Below are 14,741 nucleotides of genomic sequence, written 5' to 3'. Positions count from 1 at the left end.
ATGAAACGCCAAATTTCGAAGTTTCTCCGCCATCTCCGTTTGCTGCGCTATGACCTGTTGACCGACATTAGCCCGTCATTTCCGGATAGATCACAGGTCGCGGACCAATGCGTCACGCTCGTGGAAAGTGGTGGCATCAGGAAATGGGCCTGCCTTAAGTGCCCGGGGGGCTGCGGAGAGGTCATAAACCTATCCTTGAACCCCACCCGGCGACCACGCTGGACGATCTCGGAAGACTTTTGGAGGCGACCAACGGTCAAGCCGTCAGTGCATCAGCAAAACGCGTGCGGGTGTCATTTCTGGATCAACCAGGGTCAGGTTCAGTGGTGCAAGGGCGGACGACCAAAGTTACCGGCCAACGGCAGCGGCCACGAACTCGAAAACTCAGCAGTGCTGACCTTTATGCATCAGGGACCGGTGCCTTAAGCAGATAGCCGCGCGCCAGTTTTTGTTTGACCAGATCGGATAGAGCGCGCTCGGCCTCGGGTAGCGATTTGTACCAGTCAAACCGGTGTCGTCCCCATGTGCCGAACCGCCCCCACTGACGATGTACGCCATGAGCACCGAAAAGGTCTTTAGTCAACTCCACGGAATAGAAGCGGTTCATATTGCGTGACGGGTCGACGCGACGCATGTCAAATTGCATCAGTTTTCCTCCGCACCCATGACGACATATTCCGTGGAAACGCGCTCGAGCCTGGGCTCCTTCTGTTCGAGCCCCCATCGGCGCTCGGTGTAAAACTCAAGCGCTTTCCTGGTTCGGACTTCGAGCACGTCGGCCGTGAACCCGAACTCGATCCGCACAACACGCTGTTGGGCATCCGTCAGTCGAGAATGGGGCTGGAGCTTCAATATGGCCCAGGTGAACCAGTCTTCGTCAGTTGGTACGGCTTCGGCAGGCCTTGTCTCCTTAAACGATCGTTTGGGGTCTATGCGCGCCGGGTGGAAATCCCGAAAGGCCTGTCGGGTGTAGCACCAGGCACGGACATGCAGTCGAACACCATCCGAAGCGAAGCGAACTGGAGCGATCCAACGCGTCATCGGCTCTGGATCACGCATCGATTGGTAGACTATTTTCACCGCCTGTTTGGCCTTGAATGCCCGATAGAGCGGGCGCAGCACGCGCATATCCTGAATCCGCTGAAGGTCTGGCAATCTGTCATACGCCGCGGCGGAATCGGTGGTCAGCAGTTGCGTCAGTTCCGCCGATGTGGCCTCCCCGCTCAGCCGGCGAAAGTCTTCCTGCGCGAGGTATTGGCGTGATGAGGGGTCGTAGCGGAGCGCATCTTTTTTTGCCTCGGCGAGATAAGCGCGAAAGTCGAGTGCAGCCTGCGCGTTTGAAATACCAAACTGCTTGATCAACGAAGTGCGGGTTGCCGCACCGTCCCAAAAGAAAAGTCGGTCGAGATACTCCAGGCGGGCGCGTTGTGCGTGTTTCAGGTCATCAAAGGCCATGCGCAGAAACTAGCTTGACTCCCTCCTTTTGTCCATCTAATTTTTACACGTGTATTAATTGACGGTGCAAGATGAAGATCCTTCATACAGCAGATTGGCATCTGGGACGCTCGCTACGCGGGGTGTCGCTGCTTGAGGACCAAGCCCATGTTCTGGATCAGATCTTCGAGGTGATTGTTGCATCGAACATCGACGTTCTCATCGTGGCCGGTGATGTCTATGACAAGGCGTCGCCGCCGGAACCGGCTGTTAAGCTCTACAGCGATTTCATTGAACGAGTTTACGAAGAGACAGAGACAGCGATCGTCGTGATCGCCGGTAATCATGATTCAGGCCAGCGCCTGGGCGCGGTCACCAAGCTCTTCGACAAGCGGCGTATCCTCATCAGAGGTCCGCTCTCGAAGGACGAGACGCCGCTCGTGCTTGAGGATGAGCATGGAGCTGTGGCGTTTTCGGCTCTGCCCTATGGCGAAATCTATGCAGCGAGGCGCGAGTTTGAGGACGAGACCATCCGGACGCCGGAAGATGTGCTCCGAAACCAGATCGAGGCGGCGCGGCGCCTTAAACCGGAAGGCGCCCGCTGGGTCATCGTCGCCCATGCCTTTGTCGCCGATTGCCAACCGAGTGACAGTGAGCGCCGCCTGGCTATCGGGACCGTCGAAATGGTATCTCAGGCGATCTTCGATGGCGCCGACTACGTCGCATTGGGGCACCTTCATCGCCCACAAGCGGCTGGAAGAGACGGAATTTTCTACAGCGGATCGCCTTTGGCTTTCGGCTTTGACGAAGCGAACACATCAAAGTCCATGATCGTCTTCGATCTCGCGGTCGACGGAAGCTTGGTCGATTTCGACCAGATTGCGTTCAAGCCTTTGCGCCGTGTCCGCGAGGTGCGAGGATTGCTGGCCGAACTGGTCGCCGAAGCACAAGCCAACCCTAGCGAGGATCTGATCTGCGCCGTTCTTTTAGACGAAGGCGCACTGGTCGAACCCGCCGCGCAGCTGCGGCCCTTTTATCCAAACATACTTCAGACGCTTCGCGAGAAAAAACAGGATCTGGTGATCACGGCTTCGGGACGAGCGCATTCGAAACTGGACGATCCGGTCAGTGTGATCGCGGAGTTTGTGACCTATGTGCGTGGGGAGAAACCCACCGAAGTTGAGCAGGGCGTCATTGCGCAGTTGATCGATGAACCCATCAGGGAGGAGATCTGATGCGACCGATCCGGCTAACCATGACGGCTTTTGGTCCATATGCGGGCAGAGAGATCGTCGATTTCACAGTTGCGATGGATGCCGGCATCTTCGGCATCTACGGCGACACGGGCGCAGGCAAGACGACAATATTCGATGGCATCTCGTTCGCTCTCTTTGGCGAGTCCTCCGGGGCCGAGCGATCTGCAGAGGACATGATCTCTCACCATGCCGGCGCAACTGCGTTGACAGAGGTGGAGCTTGTGTTCGAGCTTGGCGAAGAGCGCTATGTGATACATCGGGTGCCTAGCCAGACCCGCGCCGCAAATAGAGGGGCGGGCACGGCACATCAGCCCCACGAAGCTTATCTCTTCAAGGCCACGGGCATGGCGCTTGATGAGATCACTCCAGACCACCGTGGCGCCGTCCTGGCTGAGAAAAAAGTTAAAGCCGTCGACGGAATGATCGAAGAACTGTTGGGCTACAATGCCGCCCAGTTCCGACAGATTGTCCTGCTGCCGCAAGGGGACTTCCGCAAGATCCTGACCGCCAGCTCCGATGAGCGCTCCCCCATCCTGAAGCGGCTTTTTGATGTGCAGCTCTATGAGGGATTTGTCGAAAGAATAAAACGTCAGGCTGCTAACCTACGCCAAGAGATTCATGATGAGCGGCTCAAGCGGGAAACACTGCTCAATCACGAAACAGAAGATGCATTTCGGGCTGATACTGCCAAGGACAAGGCGGCCATAGACGCGATCAATGGTCGGATCGAGTCGCTCGAAACGACCCTCGCTGACCATCGCGAGGCGCTGGCGGCAGCTGAGGCACTATCTCAGAAATTCTCAGACCTTGAGGATGCCAAACGGGACAAAACTACTCTCGAAGGCCGAGGTCAGCAAATCGAGAATTTGCGGGCTCGATCAAAACGGGCGCGGATTGCCGCGACGCTCATGCCTCTCGAGAAGGCAGAGGCAGGCGCACGCAGCAATCACACTGATGCGGCAACCGCATATGCGGCAGCTGAAGATAAGTTAGCCGCTGCGGACACCGCGCGCACGGCCGCGCGGAATGCGCTTTCGCGTGCAACTGAAAACGCCCCCCGAAGGGAGGCCGCAGACCGCAAAGTGCAAGAGCTCGATCGCTGGAAGACAACGCTCGATCAGACCTCCGAGCTCAAGAACGATCTCACCGAGAAGACCGACGCGGTTGCCGGTGCAAACAACCAGGCGCTCGCAGCGAAGCAGGCGGCCGATGATGCCGGCGAGCAGCTGGGTGCCCTTCGAGCCCTGCAGAAGCTGCAACCTGGACATGACAAGGCTCTCAGCGATGCGGCGGCCCAATTGGTGGACCTGCAAAGAGAAGCTGAAGTTCTCGGCGACTATGAGAAGGCCGTTACCCGCAGAGATCAGCAGAAAGAGAAGGTTGGGGCTTTGGCGGAGGCACATCAGCGAACCGCCGCACACCTACAGAGCTGTACTGCCACCTTTGCGTCCGCCGAACAGGATTTGACCGACATCCAGGCGCTTCATGTGGCCCGCAAACTTCGTGATAACGAGCCCTGCCCGGCTTGCGGTTCAACCCATCACCCGGCGCCGGCCACCGGCGATTCCTCGCGTCAGGGTCGCCATGAGGCGTTCGACACGGCGCAAAAGGCATTGGAACTTGCAAAGGCGGCTGAACAGGAGGCCCGAAGTGCCTTACGCTCGGCAGAGGATTTGTTGGAAGACCGGGAGCGCGCGCTTGCGGATCACTCGGCACCTGCTCGCTCTCGCGAGACATTGCTGCCGCTACTTGCGGCGGCGGCCGAAAAGAAAGCCGCTCTCGATGCGGATGACCGGTTCGCGAATCTGGCCGATCGCCTCAATGAAGCCGAGACCACAGCAAGTGACGCTGTTCGGTTCCATGAAGAGGCCAAACAAGCCCTGCTGGATAGTAAGGCAGAAATGTCGACCGTCCAGACCAAACTGGATGCAATGCTTCGAGAGGTTCCGGTGGCGTACCGCGAGGCAAACCACCTGACAGACGCCCTCGGGGCCGCCGTTGCCGAACGAGATGAACTGGCCAAAATGCATCAGGCAGCTCTCGATGCTGACAAGGAAACTGCCGTTGCGCTCGCCGCCGCATCGGAAGGCCGCATCGGGGCGGAAACGGCACTGGCCCGCGCCCGCGACATTCTGGAAGATGCAGGCAGTACACTTGCCAATGGACTCGCGAATGCGGGCCTTAGCGCGGAGTTGTTTCAGTCTGCCAAAACGGATCTTGACCAAGTCGACGAACTGGAGACGGCTGTCAAGGATCATGAGCAGAGCCTCGCGGCCAACACAGATCGGTTAAAGCGTCTCGAAGCGGAGATCGGCGAGCGTGAACATCCGGACATGGATGGCCTTAAGGAAAAAGTGTCCGGCTTTGCCACCGAGCTGGAAACCAACCAAAATGAGCGGACACGACTTCAAACGGAACTGAACCGCAAGGCAGCCGTGCTGCAGTCAGTGGAAAAGATTTCCGAGAAAATCGCTTCCTTGGAGGAACGCTACGCACCGCTAGGTGAAATCGCAAATCTGGTGAATGGCAACAATGACCGGAAGGTGCGGCTGCCCGATTTTGCCATCGCGGCCATGTTCGACGAAGTGCTTGTCGCGGCCAACCTCAGATTGGGACCGATGTCGAGCAATCGCTATCAGCTGCATCGGCCTGAAGAGGTATCGGGGGGCGTCAGCAAACGCGGCCTCGATATCGCTGTTCACGATGCCAATACGGAGAAGTCTAGATCGACGAGGACGATGTCGGGAGGAGAGGGTTTTCAGGCCTCGTTGGCACTGGCACTCGGACTCTCAGACGTCGTTCAACAAAATAGCGGCGGAATCAGGCTCGACGCCATTTTCATCGACGAGGGATTTGGCACTCTCGATGACGAGACACTGAACATCGCTCTGGAGACGCTTTATTCGCTTACTAACGAAATGCGGGCGGTAGGTCTGATCTCCCATACCGAACAGGTGAAAACCCTGATCACAGCTGGCTTCGATGTCGAAGTCACACCGACCGGATCGCACATTCACTCGCGCACCGAGGCACACTAGACCGGCTATGCAACACGCGCGTTTAGAACATCAGCGCTTCTATTTGGTGTCATAGCAATGCGTTTTGCCATCAATGACGGCCAGCGAATTGAAGCGACACCGCGGGCAACCGGCAGATGTCCGGGATGCGATGCAGAGCTCATCGCCAAATGCGGAGCGAAGAAGGTGTGGCACTGGGCGCACAAGGGCCTACGCCATTGTGATCATTGGTGGGAAAACGAGACGCAATGGCACCGTGACTGGAAGAGTCACTTCCCCGTAGACTGGCAAGAAATCGCCGCTCGCGACGAACATGGAGAGCTGCACATCGCAGACGTCAAAACGCCCAAAGGCTTGGCTGTCGAGTTTCAGCACTCATATTTGAGGTCAGATGAAGCTCGGAAGAGAACCAGGTTTCATCAACCAATGTTCTGGATCATTGATGGGCTGCGTCGGAAGACCGATCACTCACAATTCTTACGTGCCTTGGCTGACGGTTTCAGACACCCGACAAAAGATGGTCTCGTCCACCAAGTTTGGATCCATGACTCAAGGTTGTTGAAAGAATGGGTTCATGTCGGCGTCATTGTCGCGTTCGATTTCGGCGAAGACAAACTCTGGGTTCTCCGGCAGATTAAAAATGACTGGATCTATGGCTTTGAATATCCGAAGCGCAAGCTGGTCGAGCACATTCTCGAAGGTACCGCAGTCCCTGATGTGTTGTTCGGAAGGCCAGCACAAAGGACCGTGAGATACCGTCGGCGTCGCGCTAGGTTCTAATTTGCGTTCGTACATATCGAGAAGTCGTGATGTAGGTTTTCAGACAGGACGTCGAAACACTATCTTGTCGAGATGGAAAATGCGCATCTAGACAGGCGAGTCGCCATCCAGGTTCAAGGTGAGAATGTGGTTCAACTGCTGAGCCAGCTGCGCGGCGAACCATATGTTGTTTTGCTCGGCGAGCCCGGTGCGGGGAAGTCGACTGCATTGGAGTACGAGGCGATTGCCGAAGGCGGCGAAATCGCGACTTGCCGGGAAGTGATGAACGGTTCACCGATCGGCGAATCTGGAACAGCCTATCTCGATGCCCTCGATGAATATCGCTCGGGTGATGGTGGCAAAGACAAACTCATGCGTCTCGCCAACGCGATTTCGAAGAGCAACATACGCAGGTGGCGCCTCACCTGCCGCGCTGAGGACTGGCGCACAACTGCCGACATCAACGCGATGCGGCGTGCGGCGAACAACGAGACCATCATTGTGGCCCATCTCCTGCCACTGAGCGACGAAGAGACACAATTGGTCTTGGCCTCTCTGGGAGAACCAGATCCAGAGCGGTTCGTGGGTGAAGCGCGGAACCGGGGTGCCGGTGCATTCCTGGAAAATCCGCTTAGTCTGAGATTGCTTCACTCTGTTGTTGTCTCAAACGGCGTATGGCCGACATCTCGTTTTGATTTGTTCGAGAAGGCGACGAGGGCGCTTGCCCACGAATACGACCCGGAGCGCGAAACAGATCCACGACCGGGAGCGGACGAAATCCTCTCCGCTGCCGCCGCCATGAGCTTCTACCTTCTCGCTTCCGGGGCGAAGGTGCTCTGGCGTTCAAACGCGTTGCCGCCTGGTTCAACCGAAAACGAGTATATCGCTACGCATTCCCTGGGGCTCGAACCGCGCGTCCTTGAAGCCGCATTGGACACCCCGCTTTTCAGGGGCGAACGAAACACTTTCGCGCCGTTACACCGAACTGTCGCTGAGTTTCTGGCAGGCCGTTTTCTGGCAAGAAGAGTAGTGGGCACTCGCGAAGCGCCCGTTTTTCCGTTGCGGCGCGCGACAGCCCTCATCACCGGGAGCGATCAGAAGGCTCCGAGTGAGCTCAGGGGACTATATGCGTGGTTTGCCGCCCACCTGCAATCGGAAGGAGATCGCGTCGGGGCGAGACGGCTCATTCAACATGATGCAGCAACGGTGCTGGCATATGGCGATGCGGCGGCGTTCGACACGGCCGGTCGGCGAGAAGTCCTCTATAACCTGGACCGTGACGACCCGTACTTTCTGTCTTCGCAGGATGACGCGACTGTCGTAGGCGGGCTTGCCGGCGATGATCTCGTTGACGATTTCAAAGCCATTCTCGACGCCGAGGTCCGAAGTCACTTGCAAGTCACCGTTCTTCAGGCACTCGCGGACGGCCCGCCTGTTGAGCGCATGTCGGAGAAGCTGCGGGAGATCGTCCTCGACGCTGCGCGGCCTCTATGGATGCGGGAGAGAGCGGCGGAAGTCCTCGCTGCAAAAGCCAGCGACAGGGTTGGAATGCAACGTGGCCTATTGGACGACCTGGCCGCCATGAAGGTGGATCGAGGCCAACTGGCAATCCGTGCCCGCGTCCTGGCGAGCAGGTCAACGCCGGATGTTGAGTTTTCCGATCTCCACGCACTGCTCGAGGATTTCGACAGCTTGTCTGCCAAAGCCCGCGATGGAGAGGATAACGACGACACTGGATCGCTGGTCTCTCTCAGCATAGCGATTGCGCGATCTCCGCGACCGGAGTTCTTCGATCAGGGTATTGGAAGAAGCGATGTTGCGCGGCGCCACAAATCACAAGTCCAGTCGCTCCTAAATCGCGCGTTTGTCGCCGCAGTTGAAGCCAACCCGGATATATCCGCCGTCCGACTTCTATCGTGGCTCGGCAATCTCCGAGAACATCGATGGGACATGCTCGACAGCGATGTTGGTGAGGCCATTGCAAGATGGATTGACCACGATTCGGATCGGCGGGAATTGGAATTGTTCCTCGCCGTCGAGGACCAAAGCTCCTCCGACGAAGGCCCGTGGGTGGTGTGCAACGAATATATCTCGACCGCAAGAAGGCTACCCTCCGACGCGTTGATCCGGGGGTTGTTGGACATCGCTCAAGCGACGAATGAGCGCAAAGCCAGAAAACGAATATTTCAGATTGCCGCGTATGGGGCCCGCAGCGAAACACTCTGGCCGAAATGGCAAAAGCCGATCTTATCGCTGCTGGAGCAGGAACGAGGTTTCAAGGGGTTCATCAAATCTCTACTCTCCGACCCGAACGCGGGATGGAAAAGGAAGGAGGCGAAGCGAACGGCTAACCTGGAAAAGAAGACGGCAAACTCGCGTAAGGCAAACATCGCCGCGCTAACGCCGGTCATTGATGTAATCTCGAGTGGCGCACCGGAGCAATATGGCGTCTTGAATTGGGCTGCCGGGCACTACCGCAATGCCAGGATCAGCAAAGACAAATCGCCGTTCGAAGACATCATCAAATACACAAATGAGGAGATCGCCGCGGCGATCGCGGAAGGCTTCGTCCAGTTTGCAATCCATACCGACATCAAGGTTAGTGTCGAAGATCTCGGCAAGGCCCAAGCCAAACTAGGGACATACTCCCAAGAGTATGTCGTAGCGGCGGGGTTGCACCAGGCGCTTTTGCATGGCCGTGAAAACGACATCGAAGCATCTCCGTTGATCATCGCCTTGGTCGGGCTTCGCGAAGCCCAGTTCAGTGCCGACGACGATCCTTCGATTGCCGTTTGGGCAGTCGACCGCCTGGCCAACAAGCCAGAGCAAGGTGCTGACATGATGTTGCGGTATTGGAACGCCGCTCTCGATGCTGGCGATGAAGACCTTGATGCTATCCATCATCTTACGAATGCAGATCAACCGGCATTCGTCTCCCTGTGCATGCTTAGGCTGCTTGACAAGAGGCCGGGCCTGCCAGATCTCGCCCTTAAACAGGCGATCGGAGCATGCGCCGGCAGCTCGACTATCGGTGAGATGGTCGAGTTCGCGCGCCGCACCTTGGAACGCGACGACCTCGAGCAGAACCAACGGGATATCTGGTCATTCGTCGGCCTGGCGCTGATGCCCGAGATATTTGCCGATCGGCTCTCGGAAGAAGACCTTGAATCTGCTCTTTTGGCTCCGAACGGAGACCTCGCCAAGACATTCAACGAGCTATGTCCGGACATCGACCTGCTGGACAGAATCAGGATTAGCGTTCTTGGTACAAAACACCCGGCACGCGAAAATGATTGGCGGCACTCTGGTGGAGTGAGCGGGATTGTCAGAGCCGCGATCCGGCGTCTCGGAGCTTCAAATTCGGCTGAAGCCGGCGCGCACCTGAAGGCACTCGCCGAGAGAGTCGATTCAAGCTGGGCACCCCATATTGCTCATGCAGCCGCGGAACACGCCCGCAAACAGCGCGATGAACAATTTGCAGCGCCTTCAGTGAGCCAACTGATGAGCGCACTCGCAGATGGCGCACCCGCTACTCCATCGGACCTTGCGGCCGTCGTTCTGGAAGAGGTCGAGAGGTACAAGAGTACACTCAGGACCGGAAGTGAGACGCCTTGGAAGCGGTTTTGGAACACCGATGAATATGGCAATGCAACCAAACCACAGATCGAAAACGAGGATAGGGACCGCCTCCTGAAACTAGTTCGTCCCCGGTTCGAAGGATACGGCATTGCGGCGAGCCTTCCCGAGGTCCGTCGCGGCGAGAACACCAGGGTCGACGTACTAATGCTGAGCCATGCCGGCAAGAATCTGCCGATCGAGGCCAAACGGCACTACAATGGCGAGCTCTGGACAGCCACTTCGACCCAGCTCGCTGGTTACGCTGCGGATCCAGACGCCTGCGGCTTCGGGATCTATCTCGTCTTTTGGTTCGGCACTGAGTTCAACGCGCCTAAGAGAAGCGATGGCGCCGACAGTCCCGACAGCGTCGAGGCGCTTGAGGCGATGCTTGTCGATGACCTTCCGCTTCACTTGAAGGATAAGCTTTCGGTTGTCGTACTGGACGTATCTCGGCCACAGTCGATGATCGAGGCCACCAACAGGCGGCGTCGGAAAACTCGAACCTGAATTGCAGGCAATTTGAGAATGGCCGGTCTTCTCAGACCAGAGCCACCAGCAATTCCCGCAACACCGATGCCAACCCCGGTGCGCCGATTAAGGGAACCACACGTTTTGGCGCCAATTTTGAAACTGCGCGATCATACACTGCGAGGTTCACGTGGCCATTTAGCCGAGAGGGATAGATAATGCCATCCGGCGAAGATTTGTGCTCATAGAAAGCCAGCGACCAAGCGCGAGCAAGGCTCTGGCGCGAAGCCTTTGCGACGTCGGAAGGCACACCCATACGCACGGCATGATCGTCGCGCAGATCGACGAGACGAAGATCCTCTATCGTCTCGATCTCGGCAAAGCGGCGGGTATGAATTTCTATTTCTTCAATCGGAAGGTCGCCAATTTGTCCGTCCCGGCGATCACGAAGTAGCGCTTCCAGAAAGCAGACTTTCAACGTTTCACCGAGATATAGTACCCCGAACCGGTTTTCATCGATCCGGCGCCTTGGATCGCTGAACCGGCTCGGGCTTTTCCCGAAACCCAGCGGATCCGGAAAAGCATCAAGGTAGATGCGTCCGAACCGCTTTCCGGCAGGAACAGTTTCAATATCGAGCTTTGCGTTCTCGAAGCCGGCGGGCGGCGTAGTTGCTGGCATTACCTAAAGTCACCGTGAGCAATACCCTTGGCAGCTTCGATAACCTCATCAGGCTTCTTACTCCGCAACGCATCGAGTCCGGTTAGCCCGTTGAGACCGCCTTGTGGTGTTACCAGAAACCTATAGACAGCCCAGGCACTGCCACCGAGGATTTGCTGGAGTTCGGGCAGCGCTTCGAACGGACGGCCATCTTCATCAAGTTGCCATGCAGGAAAGCGGAAGCCCCTCTTGGCCCCATCGATGCCTAGAAGCTGGCCATTTTGACGCCGTGAGTTGACCGTCACTCTGGACACACCCAACAAATCCGCAAACGCCTCTGCGGTGAGCATATCGTCTGCGGCAACGATTTCGGAGACACGCTTTTTCCCGCGAGCCCGGGCTTCCCTCAAAGCTGCCTTGAGGTCCGCATCCGGCTCCCCGACCTGTTCGACGGGAAAACCATCCGCGGCCGCGCCTGGCTGCTCCTCGACAACTGTGATGGATTGCGCTCCAGCTTCTGGATCGACATCGACCCGAAAGCTGACCCGGTGCCCAGCCTTCTTGCTGCGACGGACTGCCTCGCCATATTGCTCGATAAGCGCTTTTTTGAACGCCGCAATTCCAGCGAGCTTTGTCGAAAACGCAATGTTGGGTGACCTGACGTCGCCGGACTTTCGACCGCGCTTCTCAATAGCTTTAGCGGTAGACATGATCTTGGTGCTCCTTCGCCGCCAATATGGGCTATTTGTGTTAACTCGTCAAGTTCGTAAATCTCGTAAAGCCTAGTGAGATGATTGACCTGCGGCACGACTGGAGCTGCCGTGACACGGTTCCCCTGCTGGCAACCCTGCGATCGCTCACCTATCTTTGCTGGATGAAGACGAAGACATATGAGATCGACAGGTTCGAAAAGCGACGCATCCCTTCACCGGGCGCGTGCATCTATTGCGGCTCGGCATTCTCTCACACCGATCTCACCGACGAGCATATCATTCCGTTCGCGCTCGGCCACAACACGCTGATCTTCGAGAAAGCGTCGTGCAAGCACTGCGCGGCAACTATTCAACCCTACGAGCAGGAGGTGCTTAAGAAGCAGTTCGGCGATTTTCGGCTGCAAGTCGATGCTCCGAGCCGGACAAGAAGAAAAGACCGGCCAAAGCACGTTGAAATTCCCTTCGTCGCGGTCGATGGCAGCGGCAAAATTACTCGAGATCTGGGTTCACGCGCCTTTCCATTGGAGGAGGCTCCATTGGCGCTCAATCTATGGGAGCTGCCGGAGGCCCGCATCACCCTTGGTGACGCCGGCTCAGACAATGGTCGCGGGCGACCGTGGAGTTATGTCGAATCCCGCGCCTATGAGATCAACCGGCAAATTGCGGAGGAAACTGGCGAAGCCAATGTCGCAATGAAGCTGGGCGACGTAAACCGGAACCACTTCCTTCGCTTCCTTGCCAAGACAGCACACGCCTTTGCGGTGGCTGAACTTGGCATGGATGGTTTCGAACCTTTCCTGAACGATATCATCCTCAACAAGAGCGATGACTTGTCCATGTACGTGGGAGGCACATTCCCGCACGACAAGCAAGAGGTTGAGCCCGCTGAGACACTCCGTATCTTCATCGGCGGAACCGAAGAATTCGTTGCCGTCTACTTGCAGTTCTATCCATTGCTGGACTCACCCGCATACGGAATTGTCGTCGGGAAGCGTAACGGCAAGACCGAAGAGCGTATCGAGGCGATGAAGACGCACTACATGTGACCGTCACCGGCGCCCAACTCCACGAGGCTTTCCGAGAGCAGTTTGGCGAAGTGAGCCGTTCCGTCGTCTGGGCGGACGAAAGCGTAGGTCACACTCGAACGATCATGTCGGGAAAATGCGCGGTTCTGGATTACGGCTTGTGACCTGGTCGCTGTTTTGGTGTTCGAGCCAGAATTCGAAAAGATCGAGCCCGGCGTCGAGCTTTTCAACGTGAACGACCTGGTCGGTTTCCTCCTCATCATAGGGGGCAGCAAGCCCCTCAATACTTGAGGCGTCGCCGACCACAACGTAGTCGAAGCGCTTCAAGCTTGCCTCGTCGGCGGCGGCAATTCCTTTGGCATATGTGAGTGCCACCCCTGGCTGAACTCCGATGCGATAGATTTCGGGGCCGACGACTTCATAATAGGGCTGATCTCCAATTGGCCGATGTATCAGCAAGTGCGGTGGAGCCAAAAGTCCGCTCGCCAAATTGACCAGCAGCCGTGCGGTTCGGCCGGTCGTGTTCTCGCGATAGACAGTGAGTTCCAGAGTTTCTTCTCGAGCGCGGCTGGAGGTGGTCTGGAAGCGGATGATCCCGTCGGAAGACATCGCGATGCGCCGCAAATCCTCCTCCGAGTCTATCGCCGGCAGGCTGGTCAAATAGACATAGGCGACGTTTCCGAGCTCCCTTGTGCCTTGCAAGTTCCATCGGGACGACCACAGTTCTCCAGAACCGACGATACCCGAGAATGCTTTGGGGTTGGTGATATGAAACAGACGAAGATCGAAGTCATCGTCCGACCGGCGCCGGCATCTGCCTGAAGCAAACCGTGTTAGCCGCTTCGGTCCGTCAATGAGGCACGAATAGAGCTGCGCTCCATCGTCGTAACGCTTCACCAAGCCATCAGAGCGAATTTCTACAATCAACCTAGTCAGATCCGTCGCACGCGGACCACCGACGTCGACAGAAAAACGCGCCACATGGATATCCGGCCCGACGTTGAACCCCAGGATCGGAGGTCCGAAAAAACTCGGCTGGAAGAAATGCCAGTCTGAACGCTTCAGGAAGATCATTTCCGGAAGTAGCATGCTCCCGAAGGCCGCATGGCCAAGTCTCAGCTTTACCAGGCCCTCAAATTGCTTCTCAGTGTCGCCGGATAGTGCTGCCGAGCGCCGGACGGGCGGCCCTGCAAGGCGCGGATCATTGGGCGCACTCAAATTCCTGCACCCTTGTCATTGTCCGCCGCCGACGTTTCCGTTTCCGGAGCCGGGGTCTGAATTGCTGGTTCGGCCGGCGTTTGGCCCAGCGAGTCCAAGACGACCTCCGTCATTTTTCGCGCTCCATCGACGAGCAATGTGATGCCGACACCGAATACGGTCGAGAGAAAGAGAATGAGGAGCTCTGCCGCTCCGGAGCCATCGATCCTCATTGTATCGAAGCGGTAGTTATTTGCTGCTTCTAGCCCATAGACCGTCAAGTCCACGCCAAAACTCGTTTCGCTCGGTTCGGAAGTCCAAACCGAGGGGTCTCGCACCCAGGGATACTCGGCTCTTGCGTCAGTCATGCGGACGCCATGCGCGATGAATCGTGCATCTCGATTGTGCAAGATGTTCTGCGAATTCAAAACGACAGTGACAGAACGCTTTCCGTAACTAGTCCGGGCCATTCCTGTCGATTTAGGTTTGAAACCGAGACTCGCGCATTGAGTGTTTTCAATGATTTGCGTGAGACTGAAGTGTAATGCATTACACTTCAAATGAGACGCCAATGAGATTTTATTACACTCCAAATG

At 57.0% G+C, this 14,741-nt stretch carries 12 protein-coding genes; 6 read left to right on the top strand and 6 right to left on the bottom strand.

Features of this window, described 5'->3' with window-relative positions:
* Positions 1-426 carry a ubiquitination-like system serine protease family protein gene (locus tag AAFN47_RS25110; RefSeq protein ID WP_499812018.1) on the top strand — a complete coding sequence of 142 codons (426 nt, stop codon included), beginning with the start codon at positions 1-3 and terminating at the stop codon, positions 424-426.
* Here AAFN47_RS25110 and AAFN47_RS25105 read toward each other — a convergent pair.
* Both AAFN47_RS25105 and AAFN47_RS25100 read right to left on the bottom strand, forming a co-directional pair.
* On the bottom strand, positions 401-646 hold the full coding sequence (locus AAFN47_RS25105; protein WP_499812017.1) for a WGR domain-containing protein: 246 nt from the start codon (positions 644-646) through the stop codon (positions 401-403). The genes AAFN47_RS25110 and AAFN47_RS25105 overlap by 26 nt on opposite strands.
* Complete coding sequence (locus tag AAFN47_RS25100; RefSeq protein ID WP_499812016.1) at positions 646-1,455, bottom strand: BrxR family transcriptional regulator; 810 nt, start codon at positions 1,453-1,455, stop codon at positions 646-648. The genes AAFN47_RS25105 and AAFN47_RS25100 overlap by 1 nt, the downstream gene beginning before the upstream one ends.
* A 71-nt stretch (positions 1,456-1,526) precedes the next feature.
* Between AAFN47_RS25100 and AAFN47_RS25095 the strand changes: the two genes are divergently transcribed.
* The 4 genes from AAFN47_RS25095 to AAFN47_RS25080 all read left to right on the top strand — a co-directional run bounded on the left by AAFN47_RS25095 (position 1,527) and on the right by AAFN47_RS25080 (position 10,591).
* The gene (locus tag AAFN47_RS25095; RefSeq protein ID WP_499812015.1) at positions 1,527-2,669 is read left to right on the top strand and encodes an exonuclease SbcCD subunit D; all 1,143 of its coding nucleotides are present in this window, start codon (positions 1,527-1,529) and stop codon (positions 2,667-2,669) included.
* Positions 2,669-5,728 carry an AAA family ATPase gene (locus AAFN47_RS25090; RefSeq protein WP_499812014.1) on the top strand — a complete coding sequence of 1,020 codons (3,060 nt, stop codon included), beginning with the start codon at positions 2,669-2,671 and terminating at the stop codon, positions 5,726-5,728. The genes AAFN47_RS25095 and AAFN47_RS25090 overlap by 1 nt, the downstream gene beginning before the upstream one ends.
* 57 nt (positions 5,729-5,785) lie before the next feature.
* Positions 5,786-6,487, top strand: a complete 702-nt coding sequence (locus AAFN47_RS25085; protein ID WP_499812013.1) for a competence protein CoiA — start codon at positions 5,786-5,788, stop codon at positions 6,485-6,487.
* A gap of 126 nt (positions 6,488-6,613) precedes the next feature.
* Positions 6,614-10,591 carry an NACHT domain-containing protein gene (locus tag AAFN47_RS25080; RefSeq protein WP_499812012.1) on the top strand — a complete coding sequence of 1,326 codons (3,978 nt, stop codon included), beginning with the start codon at positions 6,614-6,616 and terminating at the stop codon, positions 10,589-10,591.
* Positions 10,592-10,622: 31 nt separating this feature from the next.
* On the opposite strand, the gene AAFN47_RS25075 is transcribed toward AAFN47_RS25080, so the two are convergent.
* Positions 10,623-11,231: an RES family NAD+ phosphorylase gene (locus AAFN47_RS25075; protein ID WP_499812011.1), complete on the bottom strand. Its 609-nt coding sequence runs from the start codon at positions 11,229-11,231 to the stop codon at positions 10,623-10,625.
* Positions 11,231-11,920, bottom strand: coding sequence for an XRE family transcriptional regulator (locus tag AAFN47_RS25070; RefSeq protein WP_499812010.1), 690 nt, complete (start codon positions 11,918-11,920; stop codon positions 11,231-11,233). The genes AAFN47_RS25075 and AAFN47_RS25070 overlap by 1 nt, the downstream gene beginning before the upstream one ends.
* An 80-nt stretch (positions 11,921-12,000) precedes the next feature.
* On the opposite strand from AAFN47_RS25070, the gene AAFN47_RS25065 reads away from it, so the two are divergent.
* A complete protein-coding gene (locus AAFN47_RS25065; protein WP_499812009.1) occupies positions 12,001-12,969 on the top strand; it encodes an HNH endonuclease in 969 nt (322 codons plus the stop codon).
* Positions 12,970-13,071: 102 nt separating this feature from the next.
* Here AAFN47_RS25065 and AAFN47_RS25060 read toward each other — a convergent pair whose 3' ends face one another.
* The gene (locus tag AAFN47_RS25060; protein WP_499812008.1) at positions 13,072-14,022 is read right to left on the bottom strand and encodes a hypothetical protein; all 951 of its coding nucleotides are present in this window, start codon (positions 14,020-14,022) and stop codon (positions 13,072-13,074) included.
* A 140-nt stretch (positions 14,023-14,162) separates the two neighbouring features.
* Positions 14,163-14,741: hypothetical protein (locus AAFN47_RS25055; protein WP_499812007.1), on the bottom strand; the 579-nt coding region annotated here is incomplete at its 5' end.

Origin of the sequence: Hoeflea sp. CAU 1731, from assembly GCF_039888615.1 — a bacterium.
Taxonomy (GTDB): domain Bacteria; phylum Pseudomonadota; class Alphaproteobacteria; order Rhizobiales; family Rhizobiaceae; genus Flavimaribacter.
Note: the sequence above shows the minus strand (reverse complement) of the source record. Positions and strands in the feature narration are given on the sequence as shown.

Bases quoted from the DNA above. Each gene is read 5' to 3' on its own strand.
- AAFN47_RS25060 (WP_499812008.1), bottom strand. From the start codon at position 14,022: ATGATCTTCCTGAAGCGTTCAGACTGGCATTTCTTCCAGCCGAGTTTT.
- AAFN47_RS25095 (WP_499812015.1), top strand. From the start codon at position 1,527: ATGAAGATCCTTCATACAGCAGATTGGCATCTGGGACGCTCGCTACGC.
- AAFN47_RS25075 (WP_499812011.1), bottom strand. From the start codon at position 11,231: ATGCCAGCAACTACGCCGCCCGCCGGCTTCGAGAACGCAAAGCTCGAT.
- AAFN47_RS25110 (WP_499812018.1), top strand. From the start codon at position 1: ATGAAACGCCAAATTTCGAAGTTTCTCCGCCATCTCCGTTTGCTGCGC.
- AAFN47_RS25065 (WP_499812009.1), top strand. From the start codon at position 12,001: ATGATTGACCTGCGGCACGACTGGAGCTGCCGTGACACGGTTCCCCTG.
- AAFN47_RS25100 (WP_499812016.1), bottom strand. From the start codon at position 1,455: ATGGCCTTTGATGACCTGAAACACGCACAACGCGCCCGCCTGGAGTAT.
- AAFN47_RS25085 (WP_499812013.1), top strand. From the start codon at position 5,786: ATGCGTTTTGCCATCAATGACGGCCAGCGAATTGAAGCGACACCGCGG.
- AAFN47_RS25105 (WP_499812017.1), bottom strand. From the start codon at position 646: ATGCAATTTGACATGCGTCGCGTCGACCCGTCACGCAATATGAACCGC.
- AAFN47_RS25070 (WP_499812010.1), bottom strand. From the start codon at position 11,920: ATGTCTACCGCTAAAGCTATTGAGAAGCGCGGTCGAAAGTCCGGCGAC.
- AAFN47_RS25090 (WP_499812014.1), top strand. From the start codon at position 2,669: ATGCGACCGATCCGGCTAACCATGACGGCTTTTGGTCCATATGCGGGC.